The sequence below is a fragment of the Acinetobacter sp. UBA5984 genome (genome assembly GCF_002429925.1).
GTDB lineage: Bacteria > Pseudomonadota > Gammaproteobacteria > Pseudomonadales > Moraxellaceae > Acinetobacter > Acinetobacter variabilis.
This window is the reverse complement of the sequence record NZ_DJBE01000002.1, coordinates 1-21471: the sequence shown is the minus strand read 5'-3', so window position 1 is coordinate 21471 and position 21471 is coordinate 1. Positions and strand designations below refer to the sequence as shown.

The window sequence follows — 21471 nt, the reverse complement described above, 5'->3', positions numbered from 1 at the left end:
GTGGCTCGCTAATGTGCCTAATAAGTTTATGCTTGATATAAGTTTTATCAATGCCAATTTTTAAATATATAACAAATCCTTGATCTATTTTGAAGCAATTCTCATATTAAGTAACCAGTTCATGCTGAAAATAGGCATCAAAACGGCAAGCATCACCAGACCATTGATGATTTGGCTCTTTTCCAGCTAAAAATACGGCCAAACGAGGACGTTTCACCACCACCCGCTTGCCAATTTTTTGTGCCAATTCTAAGAGATTATCTCCCAGATCCATTTCACCATCTTCAGGTAAAAGCAGATGTAATAACTGCATTTGTTTTTTCACCTGTGCCTGCTTTTTCGGTGCCTGCTGGTTCTGGTCACGTTGTGGAAACATCGGGTCCAGATAAACCACATCGACGACCGCATTCTGCTCAGCCTGTGATTTCAGATAGTCTGCAGAATCTGAAAAAACCAGATGAATCCGCTTAACCACCGAACTTAGAAAAGTATCCTTTTTCGCTCGGTGATGACTGTCTTCAAGCAGGGTAAATAAAATAGGATGTCGTTCGACCAAGGTGACCTGAGCACCCAAATGTGCCATCAACAGACTGTCATGACCTAGACCAGCTGTCGCATCGACAAGAGTCGGCTTTTCTCCCAAATTACAAGCACGAGCAATCATTTCCGATTTTAAAGAGGCACGTTTTAAGCGCCCTACTTCTGCTTGCCAATCTGGTTGCATTTTCATGCCATTGGCACAGAGCCATAGGCCGTCAGCATCAACACACAGCGCCAGTTCGGGATGTAAACGCAAGAAACGTGCATTCAGCTTTTCAATAACCTCAATGCTAACCTCTACATCACGAGAAGAAAGCACAGCCTCGAAGTGCTGTGCTTTCTCTTGATACTCAGATTCGGTATATAAGCGAATCGTGCTTACCATAATCTCCAACCTGTAAAGGCAAATAATAAAATCAGTAAACCTGAGGCAATGCGATACCAGGCAAAAACCATGAAATCACGTTTTGCCACATAGGCTACCAAGGCACGGATTAATAAAAGTGCCGAGATGAACGATACGATGATACCGACTGCCAGAACTGTCCAGTCTTCTGTGGTACTGTAAACATCATAGCTTTGATAAAGATCGAGCAGGCCTGCACCGATAATGACCGGAATCCCCAAGAAGAATGAAAATTCAGTTGCAGCCTTACGTGATACGCCAAGGAACATCGCCCCAATAATGGTCGCACCTGAACGTGAAGTTCCGGGTATTAGGGATAAGACCTGAATCAGACCAATCCAGATCGCATCTTTTACGGTCAGATCTTCAACTTCCTGGGCACGCACCTTAGGTGGATTCTTTTCAATCCAGATAATGATCAGACCACCAACGATCAAGCCAATGGCAATCGCAATATTATTGAATAGCAGCTCTTTTACGGTTTGCCCTAGGGTCAGGCCAATCAGCACAATGGGAATAGAGGCCAGAATCAGGCCAATCCCTAAACGGCGTCCTTGCGGTTCACCACTTACGATCCCAGTTGCTGCACCCCAAAGCCGTGCCCAATATTCATAAATAACCGCGGCAATTGCCCCCATCTGAATTGCGACGACAAAAACATCGCTTTTTTCTTTGGTCCAGAAATTCATTAATTCTGAAGCCAAAATCAGATGCCCAGTACTGGAAATAGGCAAAAACTCGGTAATACCTTCAATAATACCCATAATTGCTGCTTTCAGCAGCAGTAAAAGATCCATGCTTAATCCTGATTAATTATGCTTTGACTTGTTCTGGAATTTTTTTCCATGCGTTATCACGTAAATATACCGGAAGTGCCAATTCTGCACTGACCCAATTTTCTGTTTTTGCTGCTGCACGCGCAATCATGGCAATATCCTGTGCTGTTGCACTGACATTTTTATATTCGGATGCTGTTTCTTGAACTAGATTGGCACCTGAACCCACCACAGTAAATTTAACTGCTTCAGCACCTTGTTCATAACTCAAAAGCTGTTCTTCATCAACAGCCTGCATAATCCCTTGAGCATCTAACTGATAACTGGCGACATAGACTTCATTCATCCGTGCATCCAGTACTGCAGTTACTGCAGTTAAACCATGCAAACGATATGCCGCTTGCGCCAAAGCCTGTAAAGTGGATACCGGAATTACAGGCAGATCATTTGACCAAGCCAAAGCTTGAGTTACAGCCGCATTGATACGAACACCACTAAACGATCCCGGGCCACGACTAAAGGCAATCGCTGTCAAATCAAACACAGCCCAGCCTAAATCATTGAGACCTTGTTCAATCATTGGAAGAATGGTTTGCGTTTGTGCCTTGGCGCGCGCATCAAGCTGAAAAAATAGTTCTTGAGTATCATCGATCACAGAGACGGAACACTGCTCATTGGCAGTTTCCAATGCCAGCACTTTCATGCACAACCTTAATTCAGAGAATATAAAAAACGTCGAATATAATACTCCACTCATATCTTCTAGGCGAGATTTTCCCAAGCCAGATACAAAAATGCCTAGAAAATTCTAGGCTTAACTGAGGACATTATTCAGATAACAGCCTAAAGCTGTACTTCTTCCATATCCTGAAATTTCTGGAAATGCTCAGCATAGTGCATGGCACTCATTTTCAGTTTTTGAATATTGGCATCATCTAAAGTTTTCACGACTTTGCCTGGTGAGCCCATCACCACCGAATTATCAGGAATTACTTTCCCTTCTGGAATCAGGGCATTGGCACCAATAATACAATTCTTGCCAATCACGGCATGATTTAAGATCACTGCTTGAATTCCAATCAGGCTATTATCGCCAATGGTGCAACCATGCAGCATGGCCTGATGACCAATGGTCACATAATTCCCGATGTTCATTTCAATGCCAGCATCGGTATGTAGCACTGCATTTTCCTGAACATTGGTGAAGTCACCTAAACGGATTTTGCTGTTATCGGCGCGAACGACGGCACCAAACCAGACACTCACCTGCTTGCCCAATTCGACCTGTCCAATGACTGTCGCTGTAGGTGCCACCCAACCATCCCATGGCTGATGCGTTACTTTTGGTGAATGTCCCTGAAATTGATATAACATGGCTGAAATCCTGTTCAACGGTTAAAAAATTTTGAGCGTTTAAACGCAGGTGAATTAAGTAAAAATGGCCAATCTTTTTTATAGTCCAGCCCGTACTGAAATAGTGAAATCAGCATACGTGCGGTCAGTCCCCAGACAATCTCATTTTCCACCCGCATACTTGGGAAATATAGGGACTGCTGGGCAAACCGTACTTCATAAGGCATGGGCTGAGCTTCCAGCAAATGCTGTAAGGAAGCAAAGAAAATCCGGTCAATTTCTGTCGGCTGAGGAATGAGTTGAATGGTAGGCGGAATTAAACCGACCACAGGCTTAACCAGCATCCCGTTACGTGCCTTTTGCATCGGGAGATCCCCGATCAGATGCACATCAAATGGATTAAGCGCCGTTTCCTCATACGCCTCTCTCAAAGCCACTACAATATTACTGGTATCTTGAGGGTCGCGTTTACCACCTGGAAAAGAGACTTCCCCTGCATGATTATTCATATAAGCTGAACGGCGTGTCAGCAAAACTTTGGGATCAGCTTCATCTGTGATCGCAATTAATACAGCAGCCTGTGCAGTTTGAATCCGTTTGGAAAATCGTAAATGTTTCTGCAAGCGTTGTATTAATCCCAGCTCATCCATTCATTCAGCTCCCTATGCGACTATAATTTCATCATAGCTGATTTTTGATTTGGCGGGATAGAAATGATGCCAAATTTTGATTTTTCAGTTATCCTGACCTTACTGTTATCATTGATGATGAATATGAACTTCTGTGTGAACTGTGGACATAAAACAACAGAGAAAATTCCTTTAGGCGATCAGAAGGTTCGCAAGGTTTGTACTACATGCGGATATATTCATTACATTAATCCAAAAGTGATTTGCGGTGCATTGGTGCTCTGGGAAGATAAAGTCCTGCTCTGCCGCCGTGCAATTGAACCACGTTATGGACTGTGGACCCTACCTGCCGGCTATATGGAACTGTTTGAAACCATGGAACAGGGCGCAGCTCGTGAAACCCGTGAAGAAGCCGAAGCTGAAGTGGATATTGAACAGCTGTACTGCATGTACAATATTCCGCGGATTGGCCAGATTTATGTCCTGTTCAAATCTCAACTGATTGATGGAAAATTTGGTGCAGGTGAAGAAACCATTGAAGCACGTTTATTTAACGAAGATGAAATTCCCTGGAGTGAACTGGCTTTCCCGAGTGTAGAGCATACGCTTCGTCATTATTTTGAAGACCGTAAAACCAATAATTTCCCGATGCACCTAGAGACCTTGGGTACTCGTTTGGATCACACAGGTTAAAATGTCTTTTTATAAAAAAGCCCATCAAATGATGGGCTTTTTTCATTATTTTGTTTTGATGCTATAACAATCCGCTAATTTAAATGAAACACTTCCACCACTTAGCTTGGCCAGATTGGTCTCCTGCGTCGTTTCATCAGTATTATTGTTATTATAAACTTTCTGGAAGCTGGCATAAGTATTCGCCCAACCTACGCTTTCTCCAGCTGAGTTGGTAAAGCCCACACGACTGGTTCCATTCAGTACATTAGATAAATTGAGTAATGCCCCACCAATCACAATCTTATCATCTGTATTGGTTGAAGCCTGAATAGTGGAGTTCATACCTACTAGGGCACCATTTAATGAACCAAATACAGGATCAGCGAAGACCAGTCGCATAGATACTGTTTTTTCATCTATAAATGCACGGCCTAAGGTACCGAGACGATATTGTTGAACGCCGTTATTGTCTTTAAGTCCAGCCGGCAAAATATCTCCCTGGCAACCATTAATGCTATCAGTTGCAAGATTGCTTGCGGACTGCATATTGGTACGCACATCACCATTACTATCAATCACAACACCCACTGTAACAGGACTAATTGAGTTTTCGCTAAATTTAAACTCCATGTTGCCATACATTGGGAAAATATATTCTTCACCTGGCTCTACATTTTCAGCTGTTCTAAAAACTTGACGATCCAGATAGCTGATCGGGAAAATTTTATAAAGATCAATTGAGCCACTATAGTTGTCATCATCGGCATTAAAACGCCATAAGCCAAGACTGGCACGATCAGCATCGCTGAGTTCAGTTTTACCTGTAGCCATCTTATAAAATGCTTCTTTACCGGCAATCACATAATCGCTCAGCAAACGACCTTGGTAAATTTCTAATGGATTGCTGTTGTTGGCCACATTCATTTTATATGGTGCATTTGATGAAAGCATTCTCGTGGCAGGGCTAATCCAGCTGGTTTGCGGTACTGCAGTAATTTGCTGTGGTTTGATTTTACGGATCAATTCCGCATTAATGCCACCCAAAGATCCCAGATTATTGGAGCCCAGTTTTAGCTGAGTGTCACGCCACTGTAGTCCACTGCCGAAGGTATAACCCTGGCGGTCTGTAATCAGGATAAAATGTCCAAATAAATATTTAGTCGTTTTATCTTTAATGTCACATACAGATTTATTACAACCCGCCAGACCATCAGAACCAGTCAAGTTACTACTAATAATGCCTGAAGTTGAGAACAGAGAAAATTCCGGTTGATATACTGCTGCACTGGCAATATTGGCCAGTTTTTTTACGACTTCAAAGGCCTGATCATCACTAATCTGGCTAATATCAATAAAAGGTTTAAGGGTTTCTGCCAAATTTGCATCTGTCAGGCTGATATCTTTATTATTAATTTTGCCCAGATTCTTTCGCATATCCTCTGTGATATACAAGGGCTGTACATCCGTCGGATTATAGATACGGCCTTTTTCCAGTGCCAAGGTCTGCCAGATTTTCACCAGTTTCATCGCCACCTGTACGGTTGGATCTGTCTGTTCGATTCTGGCAATGTTACGACCGGTAATTCCCTTGGCAATATCAAGTACACTTAGTCGGGGTAATTGGCTCGATGTACTGAGGTTCATATATTCAGAGAGCTTGACAGTACCCAATTTGATTTTGGTATCACTAAAACTTTTTAGATAAAATTCGATACTATCTGCTTTTTGACAAGTGCCTGACGCCACCCCATCATTTTGGTCAAATAAAGTAATGAAGGTATTTTCTTTATCACCACTACAATTAAAGTTAAGACCATCAATTGGATATTCAAGCCCCCATTCCAGACAATTCGTTGCAGTAGCAGAGCAGGAACCATTCGTGGTGGCTTCATTATTTTGTTCTGGTATAACATTCGCACTTTCACCTCCGCATCCGCTGAGGGCGGCAAATAAAGCAGTGAAAGCAAATGGATATAATATTTTATTTTTCATCTTATTCTACTCGAATCGTCCTTATCGAATGGCGACTAGTTTTAGTTGTCCATAATTTGTCAGCATCTTGTCTTCAACATCTATGGCTGAAGCGAGTGGGGTCATTAATATATATTGGCTTTGCGCAGGAATCTGAATAATTCCCTGTATCTTCTCATGTTGAATAATATTGGCTTGTGCTTCCTGATTTTTGAAACCGCCCGCCCCTTCTAAAACACAGCCTCGTTCATCCAGAAATACAACAAATGGCCAGTAATAGGCAGGATTGTTCTGACGGGAAGCATAAGACTGAATCTGAATATTTTTAATATCAGATTTTAGCTTCACAATTTCATAATCAAACTCATCTGATTTCAGTGGTGCCCGTGGCCACAGATTAATGGATTTACCTGCACTAATCTCTTTCGCATTCTTAACTTTTTTATCTTTAAAACACTGCTTACCTAAGCTTTCTACAGATTCAGGCTGAGAAATACGGTAGTAGGTTTGGGCCAGTACGACTGGACCAGAATCTACAGCAGGTTGTTGAAACAAGGATTTTATAATCGACTGTCCCACTCCTTTTTCACGCTCAATCGTCTGTACACGTGTTGACCCAATATTTTTATCAACTATCCCTTCAGGCATACTGTAGAAACGTTTTTTACCTTCCAGATTAAATTCTTTATTTTCCAGATATTCACTATCCACATATTCCACCCCTTCAATCTGACTGAAACCCTGTTTTTGAACAGGATCAGGTACTGCCTGAATGACAGGTTCAGAGGTTTGAGGCTGTGTCACTGGTGGTAAGTATTGCGGTAATTTAGACTCAACGTGTTTAGTTGGTTGTACTGGTTGTACTGGTTGTACTGGTTGTACTGGTTGTACTGGTTGTACTGGTTGTACTGGTTGTACAACCATATTATTTTTTTGCTGAACTGTTGCCACACTTTTTTCGACTATCTTTGGCTCGGATTTTTTCAGATCCTGTGCAGTAGATGTAACNNATCGTAATAAACTCTCTGGCATTTGTATAAAAAGACCATGGTACCAGACTTAATGCCAGTACCATTTTTATCCCTAAGTTCCCTGTTCTGATCATTTCTTCCTTACCAATGGGTGCGATAGTTCAAACCTAAAATTGTGATCTTGGTATCTGTTTTGACATTCAAGCCTGCATATGGATTCAGTAACAGGTTATTTACCCCGGTCTGGTTCGCTAGGCTACTGGTATTTGCTGGAATATTATCTTTACTGCGTAAGAAACCAATAGATAGATCCAGATCCGTATCTGCGTCAAAACGGTAGCCCACTCCTAAACCAAATAGCTGTGCACCATTAATCGGTACCATGGTATTGCGTTTATCTTTTGGAATGGCACTGGTACGTGGTTCATAACCAGCACGAAGTTTTAGTCGGTCAGTTGCTGAATACTCTACTCCAATCCCGAAGTTCCATGGCGACTCAAACCTAAGCGGTAATGCAAGTGAAGAATCCGTTACATTGGCAGATAACAGTTTGGCAATCTTCAAGGCAGACAGGGTACGGTCGAACTCAAACTTGAATTGGTCCCAAGCAGCATAATCTGTCCAGCCAATATCAAAATTGACTTGTAGATCTGGCATTACCTTATATTTAATCCCCGCCTGAAAGTGAGCTGGGTATTCGAAATCCATGGAAACCAGACCCGATTCACTTGAAGGGATATAATTTGGAAAACCAAGAATTGCAGCTAAAATCTGGCCAGTTGGGGAGGTCATCAGACCTTTAATCATTTCCTGTGGTGCTTTGGCATTATCGATATGATATTTACCTTTTAAGCGCATTTTGGCAGCACTCTGGTAAACCATACCAAAACTGAAATCTTCAGTTGGTTCCCATAGAACACCTAGGTTATAGCTTGGACTTAAATTTTGTTCTAATGAAAGTTGCATTTGGCCAAATTTACCAAATGGGTTCATTCCTTCATCAGCATTACAGATCCCAAGCAACAATATGTCAGTAATAATGTCAGAATTTTCTTTAAATGGTGTACATACGACTTCATCAATCATACGTAACATGCCAATCAACTCATTGGGAAAACGTAAATCTGTTTTCATGGCAATGGCTTGATAAGACATCCCGATTGAAGCACCAATCGAAAGCTGGTCATTGACTTCATAACCAATGGATGGAGATAAATATGTAATCCGCTCTAAAGCAACCTGTTGTCCCATAAAATTGGCCGGATTACCATCTTCATGGCCAAAACCTGCAACTAGTGGTGCATAGACTGCAGTTGCATAAGTTGCTTTAGAACCTGGTGGTTTATAAGAGACCCCCATGGTAGGTGCTGCCATTGGGAGGCCTTCCCCCAAATCCACCATTTTTTTCAGAATAGGTACGTAGAGGCTGACATACTCTACATCACCCTTAACCAGACCTTTAAAATCTGTACATAAATCAGAAGATACTTCAGGCCCATCATTACAGACCATTGGATCATCTGAATAACCAAAAACGTTATATCCAGCAGGAACAGTAAATTCACGCTGAATATCAAAGTTCGCAACAATAATTTGCTGTTCGGTCTGTAAGCCCTCAATCTTAGCCAATGCAGCCGGGTTAAAGTGAATTGCATTCACTCCTGGCGGATCTGCAGTAACCGCGTTCCCCATAGACAATGCACGCAGGTCAACAGAAAGGTTGGTCCCTAATTGTGCAAAGGTATAACTTGAACAGCCCGCAAGAATAATTCCTGTTAATAACGGGCTAAGTCGAATGTTTTTCATACGACACCCCTATTAACTGAATTTCTTACCGAAACCTAAAATATCAAGTGGGAATGAAAGTCCCAGTGAAACATCTGGTGCATCTTCGGTCAGCCCCAATCCGACCGTACCATTTACAATGGTTTCTGGGGATACACGCACCCCTAAAGAAATCGCAAAAGTCGAGCTAGTCTGATCAGCGGCTGAATAGCTTTCACCCGTGTGATACTTAAATTCGGCACCAGTATTAAAGCTTTGCTGATATGACATAGTCATGGAAACATCATAGTTAAATGAATAAGCGAAACCGAAAGCAAAACCACCACTAATACCTGGTTCAAACTCTTCAATAATTCGTGTACCGCGACGCTGATCTAAGCCAGATTCCTTAAACCCATAATTTGCAGAAACTGAGGCAAACAGCACCACCGGGTCAATATATTTACGTGTACTCGCCCCCACACCGGCTGAGTAATATCCTTTACCTGCAGCCAGATCTTTTGCTGCATTAATTTCATATGGGCTATCACCTGTTTTAGTCGACAAATTGGCAAATAAAATAAGTGGTAAACGACCTGCTTTTAAAGGGAATGGCTCCCAACGTGCACCTAGACTAATATCCCCTAATCCTGCTGTAGAGGTATCTTTTAATAAATCTGTTTTAGCCACCAAAGGTAAGGAAGCTGTTAAGGTCAGATTATCTTTCACCCCGTACTGAAAAGTGAAAGTATTGGTCAGACTATGTGTTGCATTTTCCTGAACACGGAGCTGATACAGCTGGCCCTGTGCCATTTCCATATCGAGTTGTGTATCTCGATAATAGGTATAATCAATATCGTAATAGGATGAAATTTCGCCTTGTTTAATAAGTGAGTATTGACGCTCATTTGAAGTAAATACTTCTTCTAGACTTGCTTCCTGAGTAGCATCTCCTTCTTTTTTCTGTAAGGCTTGAGATGCATCTACTGCTTGAGTGGCTGGAGCTTCAACAGGTGCAGCTGTTTCAACAACAGCTTCTTCCTGAACGGTTTCATATTCTCCCAGTTCAGGCTCTGCTACAGCTTGAATTGCTGCTGGTTCAGGCTGAATATCAATGGATGCAGCAGTCTCGACTACTTCTTCCTCAACCGTTTCATACTCACCCAGTTCAGGCTCATCCGCAGCCCATGCCACTCCCATAACCATCTGAATGCTGAGCGCCAAGAATGTCTTGTTCATCCATTTACTGTTCATATCCATTTCACCATTTTTAATTTTTCTATAGCCATCTTTTCGTTTTATTTATTCTTGTAATAAAGTCTGAGAAAATTATATTGATATTCCCCAAATTTTTCTGAATCTACATTACGGTTACGATCCATACGGATAGTCGATGCTTTATCGGCAATTTTATCCATATAGAACTGTGGATACTGCATATCAACTAAAGCATAGCGGTTAATGGTTGCATCTTCGACATGACGCATATCCGAATCTTTTAATGCCAAAAAGTTTTTTCGATATTGTTCAGGGACATTAATTAAATATAAAGTATTGTTTTCCCAAACTTCCTTAAATCGCTGTTCATCAAAACTGATATTACCCAGTGCTGGATCGGCAACATACACCCGTCCATTTTTATAAGCTTTGTACACGACAAAATGTTTAAATCCTGCATAGGAAATAGGAACAATGGCGGGTTGTCCCTGTTTAACCAGATCTTCAAATTCTCCGCGATAGCCACCACTTTCCAGGCCTAAGGCAGCAACAAAACGCTTCATATCAAGAAGGGAAAAGCTACGACGTTCGATGATTTTATCCGTTTCACCAAATTTCATTAGGCCATTCATGACTTGCTGCTCATCCAGCCGAGTACCTACATAGCCATTTAATAAAGTCGTAAGTGCTGCTGAACCACAACTATAATCATAAGCCTGACGCACAATTCCCTGAAACTGGTCTAACAGTGCAGGTTTGACTTCCACATGTTCGCGGTGCATACGTACGAAAGAATCATTTCTTGAATCAAGAACTTCAGTATAGTGAACAGCGCCTGGTGGCTGTTTTTTAATATCCAGAGCTTCTTTGGCAGCGTAATACATCAATGCCGAGCCCAATGCAATCTCTAACATATTTTTTTACTTTTCTTATCATTGGCATGATGTGCCTAATTTTTCTTTTTATAGAGTCTTCACTCTACTTCCCTGTAACTAGAAAGATACCTTCTTTTTCAAAAAAATACAGTCTTTTTTTATTTTTTTAGATAGATGTTGTAGTCATAAAAAAAGCGCGTGTAAACACGCGCTTTTTTAAGGTAAGAATTAGTGACCAGAAATGGTAATAATTGCACCTTTTGCATATTGGTTAGGTCCCGGGCTAAAGTAAGTTTGCAGACCTTGGATTTCCATATCACCAATTGATGCTGCATTTTGGCTACCTAGGTGAATACCTTTCACATAGTTATCATGTGCACCACTTGTACTCACAATACGAATGAAACCATCGTTTGCAGTTGATTCGCCAAATACACTGATGCTTTGGTTCAATGTCAAATCTTTAGTACCAGCATCGGTTAACTTGATGCTTTCAATGAAGATTTCACCTGGGCCTGAGGTGTTTACACCTGCAGCAACTTGTCCACCAGTCGTTGAATTATCGAAAATACCCAAATCTGTAATTGTTAAGCCGCCAGTCATTGTTGCATTCAACTTAATCATTGCACCCTGTGGAGCAGCACCTAATTGAATATTGGCAGACATTGGACCTGTTTTAAATGATAGGCCAGATAAAATCGCATTTTCCTTACCAGCACCACCACGGCGAATACTAGTAGCTGAAGCTAAACCACTTTCATAATCTGTAAGAGATGAAGCTGATCCCACAACCCCAATTTCACCGATGTTAATATCTAAACCAGATACTTCAGCGGCAATGTTGATAAACGGGTTACCAGCACCAGCATCTGAGTCAATGGTTAAATCTGCAAGGTTACGTGAAGCTAGTAAATACGCACCATTGTCATCGTAGTTTGCACCAATTACGATACCATTAGTTGCTGTTCTACCCTTACCATTCGCTTTGATATAGATCGCACCTGCTTCACCAGTACCCCCCACAATACCATTAGCAGCCTCTCCAGGGCGAAGAACAGCTCCATCATTATTATAAATTTCAATAACACCCGCTTTTGCAGTAGAATCTTCAGCTAAACCATCATTATCATGGATAAATAGTTTTTCAATTTCAATTTTTGAAATACCGATACCGATTTTCAAACCGTCCTGACCTGTAGTCGCGCTTAGAGATGCATCGTCCAGTGATTGCATCGCCATTGCGTTTGCACTAAAAGCAACTGAAGCAGCTAAAGCCAATTTTGTGAATTTTTTCATTGTTTACTCTCCCAAGAGTACTATTTTTTTGGTTGTGAATCACTCAGTGCTGACGTTGTGTTTTTTATTTTCTGACAACGCAAAGCATCTTTCCTTGAGTAATTTTGCTCGCCCACTTAACTTAACGTCGAGTCATATTTTGATCAACTGTCGTTGGTCGCAATATTGAGCTTACCGACAAACGGTATTTGATGATTTAGAAATATTTTTTCCTATTCTTGATATAAAATACCGGGTCATATCGGAATATGCGCTACTGAATGAACGAAGCTCCTTACCATTGTCCTTTAAGTTTTGCATCTCTTCAGCTTAAAGATCTATTGCATGCATTAAGTCCCTTAGATCACCTGATATATTTAAATAATAATGGACAGCCTTTTATTGCCTGCTGTGCACAGAAATATTTTATGGTGCAGGATGGACAAATTCAGGCATTTAAGAGAGTGGATATCGAGCAATATCAGGCTGATATAGCTAAACTCATCTTAGAGCTTGAGCAAACTCCAGATATTAAAGCGAATGAATTTTCTGGGGGTTATGTTGGGTTTATTGGCTATGATTACGCTGCTCAACAGCATACCCAATACCCGCAGCGGCCTCAACCTGGCCTATTTATCGGTCAGTTTGATTCTTATATTAAGTTTGAAGCTGATCAATGGGTATTCTATAGCCATGATCCGCAAGCAGCAGATATTTTCAATCATCTTCAAAATCTATTAAATCAATCACCTATACAACCGAGGTTTCAATTAAAAACTCTTTGCAGCCCACGTTGGGATAAATCTCGCTATGCACAGGCATTTCAGGATATTCAGGATTATATTCTAGCCGGTGATTGTTACCAGATTAACTTAACCCAAGAATTTACAGCACTTGCTGAAGGTTCATTATTAGGAACTGCACATGCTTTCTGGACATTAACCAATGCGCCATATGCGGGCTATCTTCGTATTGGTAATTTTGAATTATTGAGCTGTTCACCTGAACTGTTTATTGACTTTGAAGCACATCGAAAAATTGTCACCAAACCGATTAAAGGTACCATGCCACGTTTTGCTGATCCGGTGCTTGATGAGCAATCCAAACAACGATTAAAAGACTCAAAGAAGGATCAGGCTGAAAATGTCATGATTGTAGATTTACTACGCAATGACCTCAGTGTTTATGCAGAAACAGGTTCAGTCAAGACACCTAAACTATTCAATATTGAGTCATTTAATCAGGTACATCATATGGTCAGCGAAGTCGAAGCGACCTTAAAAGAAGGTGTGCATCCTTTTAATGTATTGCTGTCTGCACTTCCAGGTGGATCAATTACCGGTGCACCAAAGATTCGCGCCATGCAAATTATTGAAGAGTTAGAAGGTGCTCCACGTGGAGCGTATTGTGGTTCATTAGGTTATTTTAATTTTGATGGAACAGGAAGCTGGAATATTCTGATTCGCTCAATTCAGAAATATCAGGATGAGGTTTCACTTTGGGCTGGTGGCGGAATTACGATTTCTTCTGACTGTGATGCGGAATATCAGGAATGTTTTGATAAGGTTGATGCCATGCTGGATTTACTCAATACCTGGTATAAACCTAAATAAATAAAAAAGCGACTCGGTTGAGCCGCTTTTCTATAAATCTCCCCTAACCCCTCTTTGTAAAAGAGGGGATTCTCTCTCTTTAAAAAGAAAAAGGTTCCCTCCTTTATCAAAGGAGGGTTAGGGTGGATTTAATTAAGTTAAAATATCATTCTTCAATGTATCTACTAAACGTTGATTCTGCTCATCTGTACCAATGGTAATACGTAAAAATTGATTGATACGAGGTTTATTAAAATAACGTACGATAATGCCGCATTCCCGTAATTCAGCCGCTAACTCACCTGCATCTTTTGATGGTAGTGAAGCAAAAATAAAGTTCGCACTTGATGGCAAGACTTTGAAACCAAGCTCATTCAACTGATTAACCAGTTTTTCACGACTGGCAATGACTTTAGCATTTTGTGCTTCAAAGTATTTCTGATCTTCGAATGAAGCGACTGCAGCCGCAATCGCAAAACGATCCATTGGATAAGAGTTAAAGCTGTTTTTTACCGCTTCAAGCGCTGCGATCAGATGGGGCTGGGCAATCGCAAAACCGACACGTAAGCCTGCTAAAGAGCGGGATTTTGAAGTCGTTTGGCAGACTACTAAATTCTCGTATTTTTCAATCAAACTCACTGCAGATTCAGCACCAAAATCTACATAGGCTTCATCAATGACGACTACTGAATCTGGATTCGCTTGCAGAATTTCTTCAATGGCAGACAAACCAAGCGCAATACTGGTTGGCGCATTCGGATTAGTGATGATAATACCGCCATTTGGCTGTTTATAATCATCTACAATAATTTCGAAATTTTCATTGAGTGGCAAGATTTTGGTTTTGACACCAAAGAACTGACTATAAACCGGATAGAAGCTATAGGTAATATCTGGATAAAGCAGTGGCTGTTCCTGAATAAAGAAGGCTTTAAAGATATGTGCCAAGACTTCATCAGAACCATTACCCACAAAGATATTTTCAACAGTAACATTTTGCTGTTTAGCTATGGCATGTTTCAATTCAGATGCATCTGGATCTGGATAAAGACGTAAAACATCTGCGCCATTGGCTAAAACTTTTTGCACCGCTTCCACGACTTTCGGTGATGGTGGATACGGATTTTCATTGGTATTTAATTTTAAAAGGTTTTGAATTTTGGGCTGTTCGCCTGGAACGTAAGGCTCTAACTCACGGACTTCAGGACTCCAAAAACGCATTTGATCTGTGGTGATATTCGACATTGTCTATTCTCAAATTCCCTCTCCTTTTAGGAGAAGGTTAGGGAGAGGTTAAATAATTCCCCTTACCTAACCTCTCACAAAGGGAGAGAAATATCTTTTATTCAATATAAGTATTTAATTACTGATAGCGATAACGTGCTGAGCGTGCATGCGCATCCAGATTTTCCTGCTGTGCCAGAACATCTGCAGTTTTCGCAAGGGTTTTCACACCATCTTCAGAACACATAATCAGGCTTGAACGTTTCTGGAAATCATAGACACCCAATGGCGATGAGAAACGTGCTGTACCCGATGTTGGTAATACATGGTTTGGACCTGCACAATAGTCACCAATCGCTTCAGGCGTATAACGTCCCATGAAGATTGCACCCGCATGTCGGATCTCTTCAGCCATTTGCTGTGCTTCATCCAGACACAGCATTAAATGTTCAGGTGCCACCTGGTTAATTAGCTCAATACCTTCAGTACGATCTTTCACAAGCACTAATGCACCACGATTGGCAATTGAAGTGCGGGCAATTTCTGCTTTTGGTAGAGCTTGCAAATGTTCTTCAATTGCTTGTTCTACTTCATTGAGAAGCTGTTCATCAGGCGTAATAAATACAGCTTGAGCAACAGTGTCATGCTCAGCTTGAGATAACAAATCCATCGCTAACCATTTGGCATTGTTCTGCCCTTCTGCATAGACCAGAATTTCTGAAGGACCAGCAATCATGTCGATACCGACCTGACCAAATACTGCACGTTTTGCCGCAGCCACAAAACGGTTACCTGGACCAGTGATTTTATCGACACGTGGAATGGTTTCTGTACCATAGGCCAATGCAGCAACTGCTTGTGCGCCACCAATGGTAAATACACGGTGTACGCCAGCCAGATAGGCAGCAGCCAAGACTAATGGGTTCAGTTCACCATTTGGAGCAGGCACCACCATAACAATTTCACCTACACCTGCCACATGTGCAGGAACAGCATTCATTAACACCGAAGATGGATATGAAGCCAAGCCACCTGGTACATAGATCCCTACGCGATCCAATGGCGTCACTTTCTGACCCAAGGTATTACCTAGAGCGTCGACATACCTCCAACCATCCTGTTTTTGTGCCTGATGGAATTCGCGAATGCGGTTTGCAGCCAATTCTAAAGCTTCACGCACTTCCGTCGTCAAGCCTTCAAAGGCTGCTTTAAGTTGCTCTTGGGTCAGTTCTAAATCTGAAAATTGATGCGCTGGATGTCGATCGAACTGCTGAGTCAATTTAAGAACATGAGCATCACCATGCTGACGTACGTCAGCAATGATTTGGTCTACAGTTTTTAAAAGTTCAGGATCATTCACGGTTTCAAAAGCCAACAAGTCAGCAAACGCCTGCTTGAAGTTTTGATCTTGTGTCGATAAACGTCGCATCAATTTACCCATAAGGTTTGAATTCGAAGGCTTTAGTTTACCTGTTTTCATAGACTTTGTCGGTAGCTAGAACAGACTTGTGCTATGAGTTTTATTGGAAATAGCTTTTGATAAAATTGATGAAAGCATTGAGCTTCTTATATTTATAATCAGCAATAAAAAAACCGCCCAAAGTGGACGGTCTTTGATAAAGCTTAAATTTAAGCTTTTTTCGCCTGTTCTCGTGCTTCAACTGCTTGCTCAAGCTGAGCAAGAATCGGATTCAGCAATGCCTGCTTACGTTTAAAGCTGGCTTTGTTCACAATCAGACGTGAAGAGACTTTGCAAATTTCTTCAAGTGGTTCAAGACCATTGGCACGCAGTGTATTGCCTGTATCGACCACGTCAACAATGTAATCACCTAAACCCACCAGTGGTGCAAGCTCCATTGAACCATAAAGCTTGATCACATCAACCTGTTCACCGAGGCTCGCATAGTATTGACGGGTCAGATTCACATATTTAGTCGCAATTTTTAAACGGCCTTTCGGACGCTCCATGCCGACTTTACCTGCTGTCATCAATTTACAGTTGGCAATTTTCAGATCTAATGGTTCATAGACATTTTGCGCGCCATGTTCCATCAACACATCTTTACCTGCAACACCGATATCTGCCGCGCCATTTTCAACATAAGTCGGCACATCAGAAGCACGTAAAATCAGGATACGCACCTGTTTATGCGTGGTTGGAAAAATCAGCTTACGTGATTTATCCGGATCTTCCAGCAGGTTAATCCCTGCTGTTTCAAGCAGAGGTAAAGTTTCTTTTAAGATACGGCCCTTGCTTAATGCTAACGTTAAACCATGATCAAAATTGCCCATTACGTCAAAGTTTGGATCATCGTTTCTCATATCACTCATTAACTTACTCGCTTAATTTGGGCGCCTAAACCTTGCAACTTTTGTTCTACATTTTCATAACCGCGATCAATATGATAAATACGGTCAATCAATGTTTCGCCTTCTGCCGCCAATGCTGCTAACACCAACGAGAATGAGGCACGTAAATCGGTTGCCATAACAGGCGCAGCAGAAAGTTTTTCTACTCCTGTCACCACCGCATCATTGCCTTCTACCTGAATATTGGCACCCATACGTGACAACTCAGGGACATGCATAAAACGGTTTTCAAAAATAGTTTCAGAAATTGTGGCAAATCCACGGCCAATGGCATTGACTGCCATTAACTGGGCTTGCATATCTGTTGGGAAATCTGGATGTGGCAAGGTACGGAAGCTCACCGCTTTCGGACGTTTGCCCATCATATCCAGTTCAATCCAGTCGTCCCCACGAGTGACTTCTGCACCCATTTCCTCAAACTTATCCAGTACAGCTTCCATTAAAGCCGGATCTGTATGTGTGGTTTTAACACGACCACCCGTAATAGCTGCAGCAGCCAGATAAGAACCGGTTTCAATACGGTCGGCAACCACTGCATATTCACAGCCATGCAGGCTTTCTACACCGGTAACCACTAGGGTATCGGTATCCAGACCTTCAATTTTCGCACCCATCTTGATCAGCATTTGAGCAAGATCGGTAATTTCAGGTTCGCGCGCCGCATTGCGAATCGTGGTCACACCATCCGCCAATACTGCAGCCATCAAAATATTTTCAGTACCACCTACAGTCACCATATCAAAGACAACTTCACCGCCTTTCAGACGACCATCGACTTTGGCATGGACATAGCCGGCCTCAACCTCAATCTCGGCACCCAAAGCTTCTAATGCTTTCAAATGCTGATCGACTGGACGAGACCCAATCGCACATCCACCTGGTAAAGATACTTTTGCACTACCGTAGCGCGCCAAGAGAGGACCAAGCACCAAAATAGAAGCACGCATGGTCTTTACGAGTTCATAAGGGGCAAACTTGTTATCTAAGGTAGAGGTATCTGCAATAACTGTATCGCCTTCATAGCTAATCGTGATCCCAAGACCTGCAATCAGCTTCACCAAGGTATTTACATCTTTTAAATTTGGAACATTTCTAAGTATGATTGGCGTATCAGCAAGAATCATTGCTGCTAATAATGGAAGCGCTGCATTTTTTGCACCAGAAATACGCACTTCACCGTCGAGCTTAATACCGCCCTGAATTAAGAATTTATCCATTAATTGATTAAGCTCCAAATAAGCTTGCTTTACGCCATTCTTCTTTGGTCAATGCACGAATGGTCACAGCATGCACTGCACCACTGGCAATATGGGAATTGAGAGGAGCATAAACAGCTTGTTGACGTGCAACCGGACGTTTACCTTCAAACTGATCATCCACAATACGGAGATCGAATTTTCCGCCCTGACCACTCACAGCAACATCCGCCTCAGGAAAAGCGGCTTTTAAAATTTCAGCGAGCTGTTCATTATTCATCACAAGACCTCTTATAGGACTAAGGGTGTAAAACGAGTCATTTTACTATAAATGTAAAAAATAATTCATTAGTCACATACATTATATATATAAAAAAAGAGGCTTTTAAAAACCTCTTTTTCCCCATTTGGTCGCTTAAATGGCTAAACTCTGATGATTCAGCTGCATTTCGCGATATCGGTCAATCTGTTTTTTTAATTTTTCCGTCAAAATTTTAATCGAGGTATACATGTCATCAGCATTGGCATGGGCAAAAAACTCAATACCCGGTAAACGGACAATCGCTTCTGCGATATGGTTACTACTACCTCTTTTTGAGCGCTTATCAATCTGATGATCTTTGGAAAGCTTAACCTGCATGCTGTTCACCTGATCCAGATGTTTGGTCATCTGTGAAAATTTCGTTTTTATAGTTTCTTCAATCGCTGGCGTAATTGATAAATGATGTCCACGAATTGTTATTTGCATAGTTCTATCCCTCACATTCGTTAGGATCAGAAGAGTCACAGTTAAAAATGAAAATAATACAACAACTTGCTCAAGCAAAATCGTGATTTAAAGCATTTATTCAGATCATTTTTACCATTCCTCAAAAGAAAAAAAGATTCATTACGATGTCATAATGAATCTCTAGAATAATCAAATTTCAAAAACTAGATCAAGACTTTTCGCTCAGAAGAGGAAGGAATATGTAACGATTCACGATATTTCGCGACCGTACGTCGTGCTACATCAATCCCCTCTTCTTTCAAAAGATTGGCAATTGCATTGTCAGATAAAGGCTTACGTGCATTTTCTTCAGCAATCATTTTCTTAATTTTAGCACGGATTGCAGTAGATGAAGCCTCTCCCCCAGAAGTTGTTCCCACATGACTCGAGAAGAAGTATTTCAGTTCGAATAAACCACGTGGGGTCAGCATATATTTGTTAGTTGTTACACGAGATACAGTTGATTCATGTAGTTCCACTTCTTCAGCAATATCCCGTAAAACCAGAGGCTTCATACCTTCAGGACCAATCTCTAAAAAGCTTTTCTGATGTTCAACAATACAGGTCGCTACTTTCAATAAAGTTTTATGTCGTTCATCAATACTTTTAATAAAGTTTTTCGCTTCCAACATCTGATTACGCAGGTATTGATTATCTTCACTTTGATCAGCACGACGAATCATATTGGTATAAAAAGAATTTAGTCTTAACTTTGGCATCACATCAGGATTCAACGTCACCTGCCAGCAGTCATTCTTTTTCATTACCACGACATCCGGGATCTGATAATCAGATTCCTTACTTTCAAACTCCTGTCCCGGATATGGCTTAAGAGTTTTCAGTAAATCAACGGCACAGCGCAATTGTTCCTGATTTAAGCCAGTTTGTTTAATGAGTTTTGGTAATTCATTGGTAATCAGCAACTCATAATGTTGCAGCAATTTGACCGCATCATTACGACAAGGGGTATTAACTGGTAGGCTATCCAGCTGAATCAATAAACACTCAGCGAGATTTCTAGAACCCACTCCTATCGGATCAAGACGCTGAACATGCTTGAGAACAACGAGTACTTCATCCTCTTCGATTTCTTCCTCATAATCCATGGAAGATAAAAGATGCTGTACTGATGCAGTAATCTCAGAAATTTCTGCATCCAGAAAACCCTTTTCATCTAGAGAATCAATAATGCAGTAGGCAATCAGCTGATCAATGCGAGAAAAGTGCAGCAGATTGATCTGCTCGAGCATATATTCTTGTAGGCTTTGCTGGCTTTGACGATTGTCTTCCCGCTCTTCGAACTCTGCTGCACCCAGACTTGTAGGTTGATGAGTATAGACATCATCCCAGTCGGTATCTACAGGGAGATCGTCCGGAAGATGGTCTGCATTAAGTTCATTAGTTAAATCCTTTTGACCCGCATCAACAGTAGAAAGACTTTCAACACTGATTTGCTCTTCAACTTTTTCTAACAAAGGATTACTATCAAGTTGTAGCTGGATTTCTTGCTCTAGTTCCAGACTGGATAATTGTAATAAGCGGATTGCTTGTTGTAACTGTGGAGTTAATGACAGCGAGTTGGCAATTCGTAATCCCACTGATAGTTTCATATGACCCCCTAATAAAAATCTCGTTTTATAAGCAATTTTCATGCCGTTTTAACTTTTATAACATAGTTTGATAAAAAAACACACAAAACTATAATGATTTCATGAACTTTAACTTCATTTTTATATAATTTTATAAGGATTATTAATCACTTATTTTTATTAAATAGTAGTTAACCAATTTGTAAATTAATATAATTTGATTTAATTTTTTAAATCCAGGCATAAAAAAAGCCCTCTGCGTGAGCAGAGGGCTTTTG

General features: G+C 41.2%; 19 protein-coding genes and 1 pseudogene. 2 read left to right on the top strand and 18 right to left on the bottom strand.

Translation table 11 applies throughout. The features are described from left to right. Positions 1-106: 106 nt before the first annotated feature. The 5 genes from B3J29_RS00190 to B3J29_RS00170 form a co-directional block, all read right to left on the bottom strand. Positions 107-925, bottom strand: a complete 819-nt coding sequence (locus B3J29_RS00190) for a class I SAM-dependent methyltransferase (RefSeq protein ID WP_034170619.1) — start codon at positions 923-925, stop codon at positions 107-109. Continuing rightward, on the bottom strand, positions 919-1743 hold the full coding sequence (locus tag B3J29_RS00185) for an undecaprenyl-diphosphate phosphatase (RefSeq protein ID WP_034170618.1): 825 nt from the start codon (positions 1741-1743) through the stop codon (positions 919-921). The genes B3J29_RS00190 and B3J29_RS00185 overlap by 7 nt, the downstream gene beginning before the upstream one ends. Before the next feature lie 16 nt (positions 1744-1759). Continuing rightward, entirely contained in the window at positions 1760-2425 is a 666-nt protein-coding gene (tsaB, locus tag B3J29_RS00180) for a tRNA (adenosine(37)-N6)-threonylcarbamoyltransferase complex dimerization subunit type 1 TsaB (protein ID WP_214001556.1), read from the bottom strand. A 140-nt stretch (positions 2426-2565) separates the two neighbouring features. Next, positions 2566-3096: a gamma carbonic anhydrase family protein gene (locus tag B3J29_RS00175; RefSeq protein WP_286964106.1), complete on the bottom strand. Its 531-nt coding sequence runs from the start codon at positions 3094-3096 to the stop codon at positions 2566-2568. A gap of 14 nt (positions 3097-3110) precedes the next feature. Beyond that, entirely contained in the window at positions 3111-3725 is a 615-nt protein-coding gene (locus tag B3J29_RS00170) for a CoA pyrophosphatase (RefSeq protein ID WP_004783401.1), read from the bottom strand. A 123-nt stretch (positions 3726-3848) separates the two neighbouring features. Here B3J29_RS00170 and B3J29_RS00165 point away from each other — a divergent pair, with 123 nt between their 5' ends. Continuing rightward, positions 3849-4397: an NUDIX hydrolase gene (locus tag B3J29_RS00165; RefSeq protein ID WP_122959126.1), complete on the top strand. Its 549-nt coding sequence runs from the start codon at positions 3849-3851 to the stop codon at positions 4395-4397. Between the two features lie 45 nt (positions 4398-4442). Here the strand turns inward: B3J29_RS00165 and B3J29_RS00160 are convergent, their stop codons facing one another. The 6 genes and pseudogenes from B3J29_RS00160 to B3J29_RS00135 all read right to left on the bottom strand — a co-directional run bounded on the left by B3J29_RS00160 (position 4443) and on the right by B3J29_RS00135 (position 12474). Further along, positions 4443-6371 carry a hypothetical protein gene (locus B3J29_RS00160; RefSeq protein ID WP_286964104.1) on the bottom strand — a complete coding sequence of 643 codons (1929 nt, stop codon included), beginning with the start codon at positions 6369-6371 and terminating at the stop codon, positions 4443-4445. Positions 6372-6392: 21 nt separating this feature from the next. Continuing rightward, a pseudogene (gene filE, locus B3J29_RS00155) lies at positions 6393-7455 on the bottom strand (putative pilus assembly protein FilE). Positions 7456-7462: 7 nt separating this feature from the next. After that, complete coding sequence (locus B3J29_RS00150; RefSeq protein WP_034170612.1) at positions 7463-9127, bottom strand: OmpP1/FadL family transporter; 1665 nt, start codon at positions 9125-9127, stop codon at positions 7463-7465. Positions 9128-9139: 12 nt separating this feature from the next. Beyond that, positions 9140-10345: a hypothetical protein gene (locus B3J29_RS00145; RefSeq protein WP_214001560.1), complete on the bottom strand. Its 1206-nt coding sequence runs from the start codon at positions 10343-10345 to the stop codon at positions 9140-9142. A gap of 38 nt (positions 10346-10383) precedes the next feature. Next, the gene (locus B3J29_RS00140) at positions 10384-11217 is read right to left on the bottom strand and encodes a C39 family peptidase (RefSeq protein ID WP_005234137.1); all 834 of its coding nucleotides are present in this window, start codon (positions 11215-11217) and stop codon (positions 10384-10386) included. A 189-nt stretch (positions 11218-11406) separates the two neighbouring features. Further along, positions 11407-12474: a DUF6160 family protein gene (locus B3J29_RS00135; RefSeq protein ID WP_214001562.1), complete on the bottom strand. Its 1068-nt coding sequence runs from the start codon at positions 12472-12474 to the stop codon at positions 11407-11409. Between the two features lie 260 nt (positions 12475-12734). On the opposite strand from B3J29_RS00135, the gene B3J29_RS00130 reads away from it, so the two are divergent. Then, a complete protein-coding gene (locus tag B3J29_RS00130; protein WP_104426576.1) occupies positions 12735-14066 on the top strand; it encodes an anthranilate synthase component I family protein in 1332 nt (443 codons plus the stop codon). A 132-nt stretch (positions 14067-14198) separates the two neighbouring features. On the opposite strand, the gene hisC is transcribed toward B3J29_RS00130, so the two are convergent. The 7 genes from hisC to B3J29_RS00095 all read right to left on the bottom strand — a co-directional run bounded on the left by hisC (position 14199) and on the right by B3J29_RS00095 (position 21214). Then, positions 14199-15290, bottom strand: a complete 1092-nt coding sequence (gene hisC, locus B3J29_RS00125; protein ID WP_214001564.1) for a histidinol-phosphate transaminase — start codon at positions 15288-15290, stop codon at positions 14199-14201. Between the two features lie 118 nt (positions 15291-15408). Continuing rightward, positions 15409-16710 carry a histidinol dehydrogenase gene (gene hisD / locus B3J29_RS00120; RefSeq protein WP_286964100.1) on the bottom strand — a complete coding sequence of 434 codons (1302 nt, stop codon included), beginning with the start codon at positions 16708-16710 and terminating at the stop codon, positions 15409-15411. 188 nt (positions 16711-16898) lie between these two features. After that, positions 16899-17600 carry an ATP phosphoribosyltransferase gene (gene hisG, locus B3J29_RS00115; RefSeq protein ID WP_005234128.1) on the bottom strand — a complete coding sequence of 234 codons (702 nt, stop codon included), beginning with the start codon at positions 17598-17600 and terminating at the stop codon, positions 16899-16901. Beyond that, entirely contained in the window at positions 17600-18856 is a 1257-nt protein-coding gene (gene murA / locus B3J29_RS00110; protein ID WP_286964098.1) for a UDP-N-acetylglucosamine 1-carboxyvinyltransferase, read from the bottom strand. Before murA ends, hisG begins: the two co-directional genes overlap by 1 nt. Before the next feature lie 7 nt (positions 18857-18863). Further along, positions 18864-19115, bottom strand: a complete 252-nt coding sequence (gene ibaG, locus B3J29_RS00105; RefSeq protein ID WP_004783413.1) for a BolA family iron metabolism protein IbaG — start codon at positions 19113-19115, stop codon at positions 18864-18866. Positions 19116-19250: 135 nt separating this feature from the next. Continuing rightward, the gene (hpf, locus tag B3J29_RS00100) at positions 19251-19583 is read right to left on the bottom strand and encodes a ribosome hibernation-promoting factor, HPF/YfiA family (protein ID WP_004783414.1); all 333 of its coding nucleotides are present in this window, start codon (positions 19581-19583) and stop codon (positions 19251-19253) included. A 185-nt stretch (positions 19584-19768) separates the two neighbouring features. Further along, positions 19769-21214, bottom strand: a complete 1446-nt coding sequence (locus B3J29_RS00095) for an RNA polymerase factor sigma-54 (protein ID WP_034170606.1) — start codon at positions 21212-21214, stop codon at positions 19769-19771. Between the last annotated feature and the right edge of the window lie 257 nt (positions 21215-21471).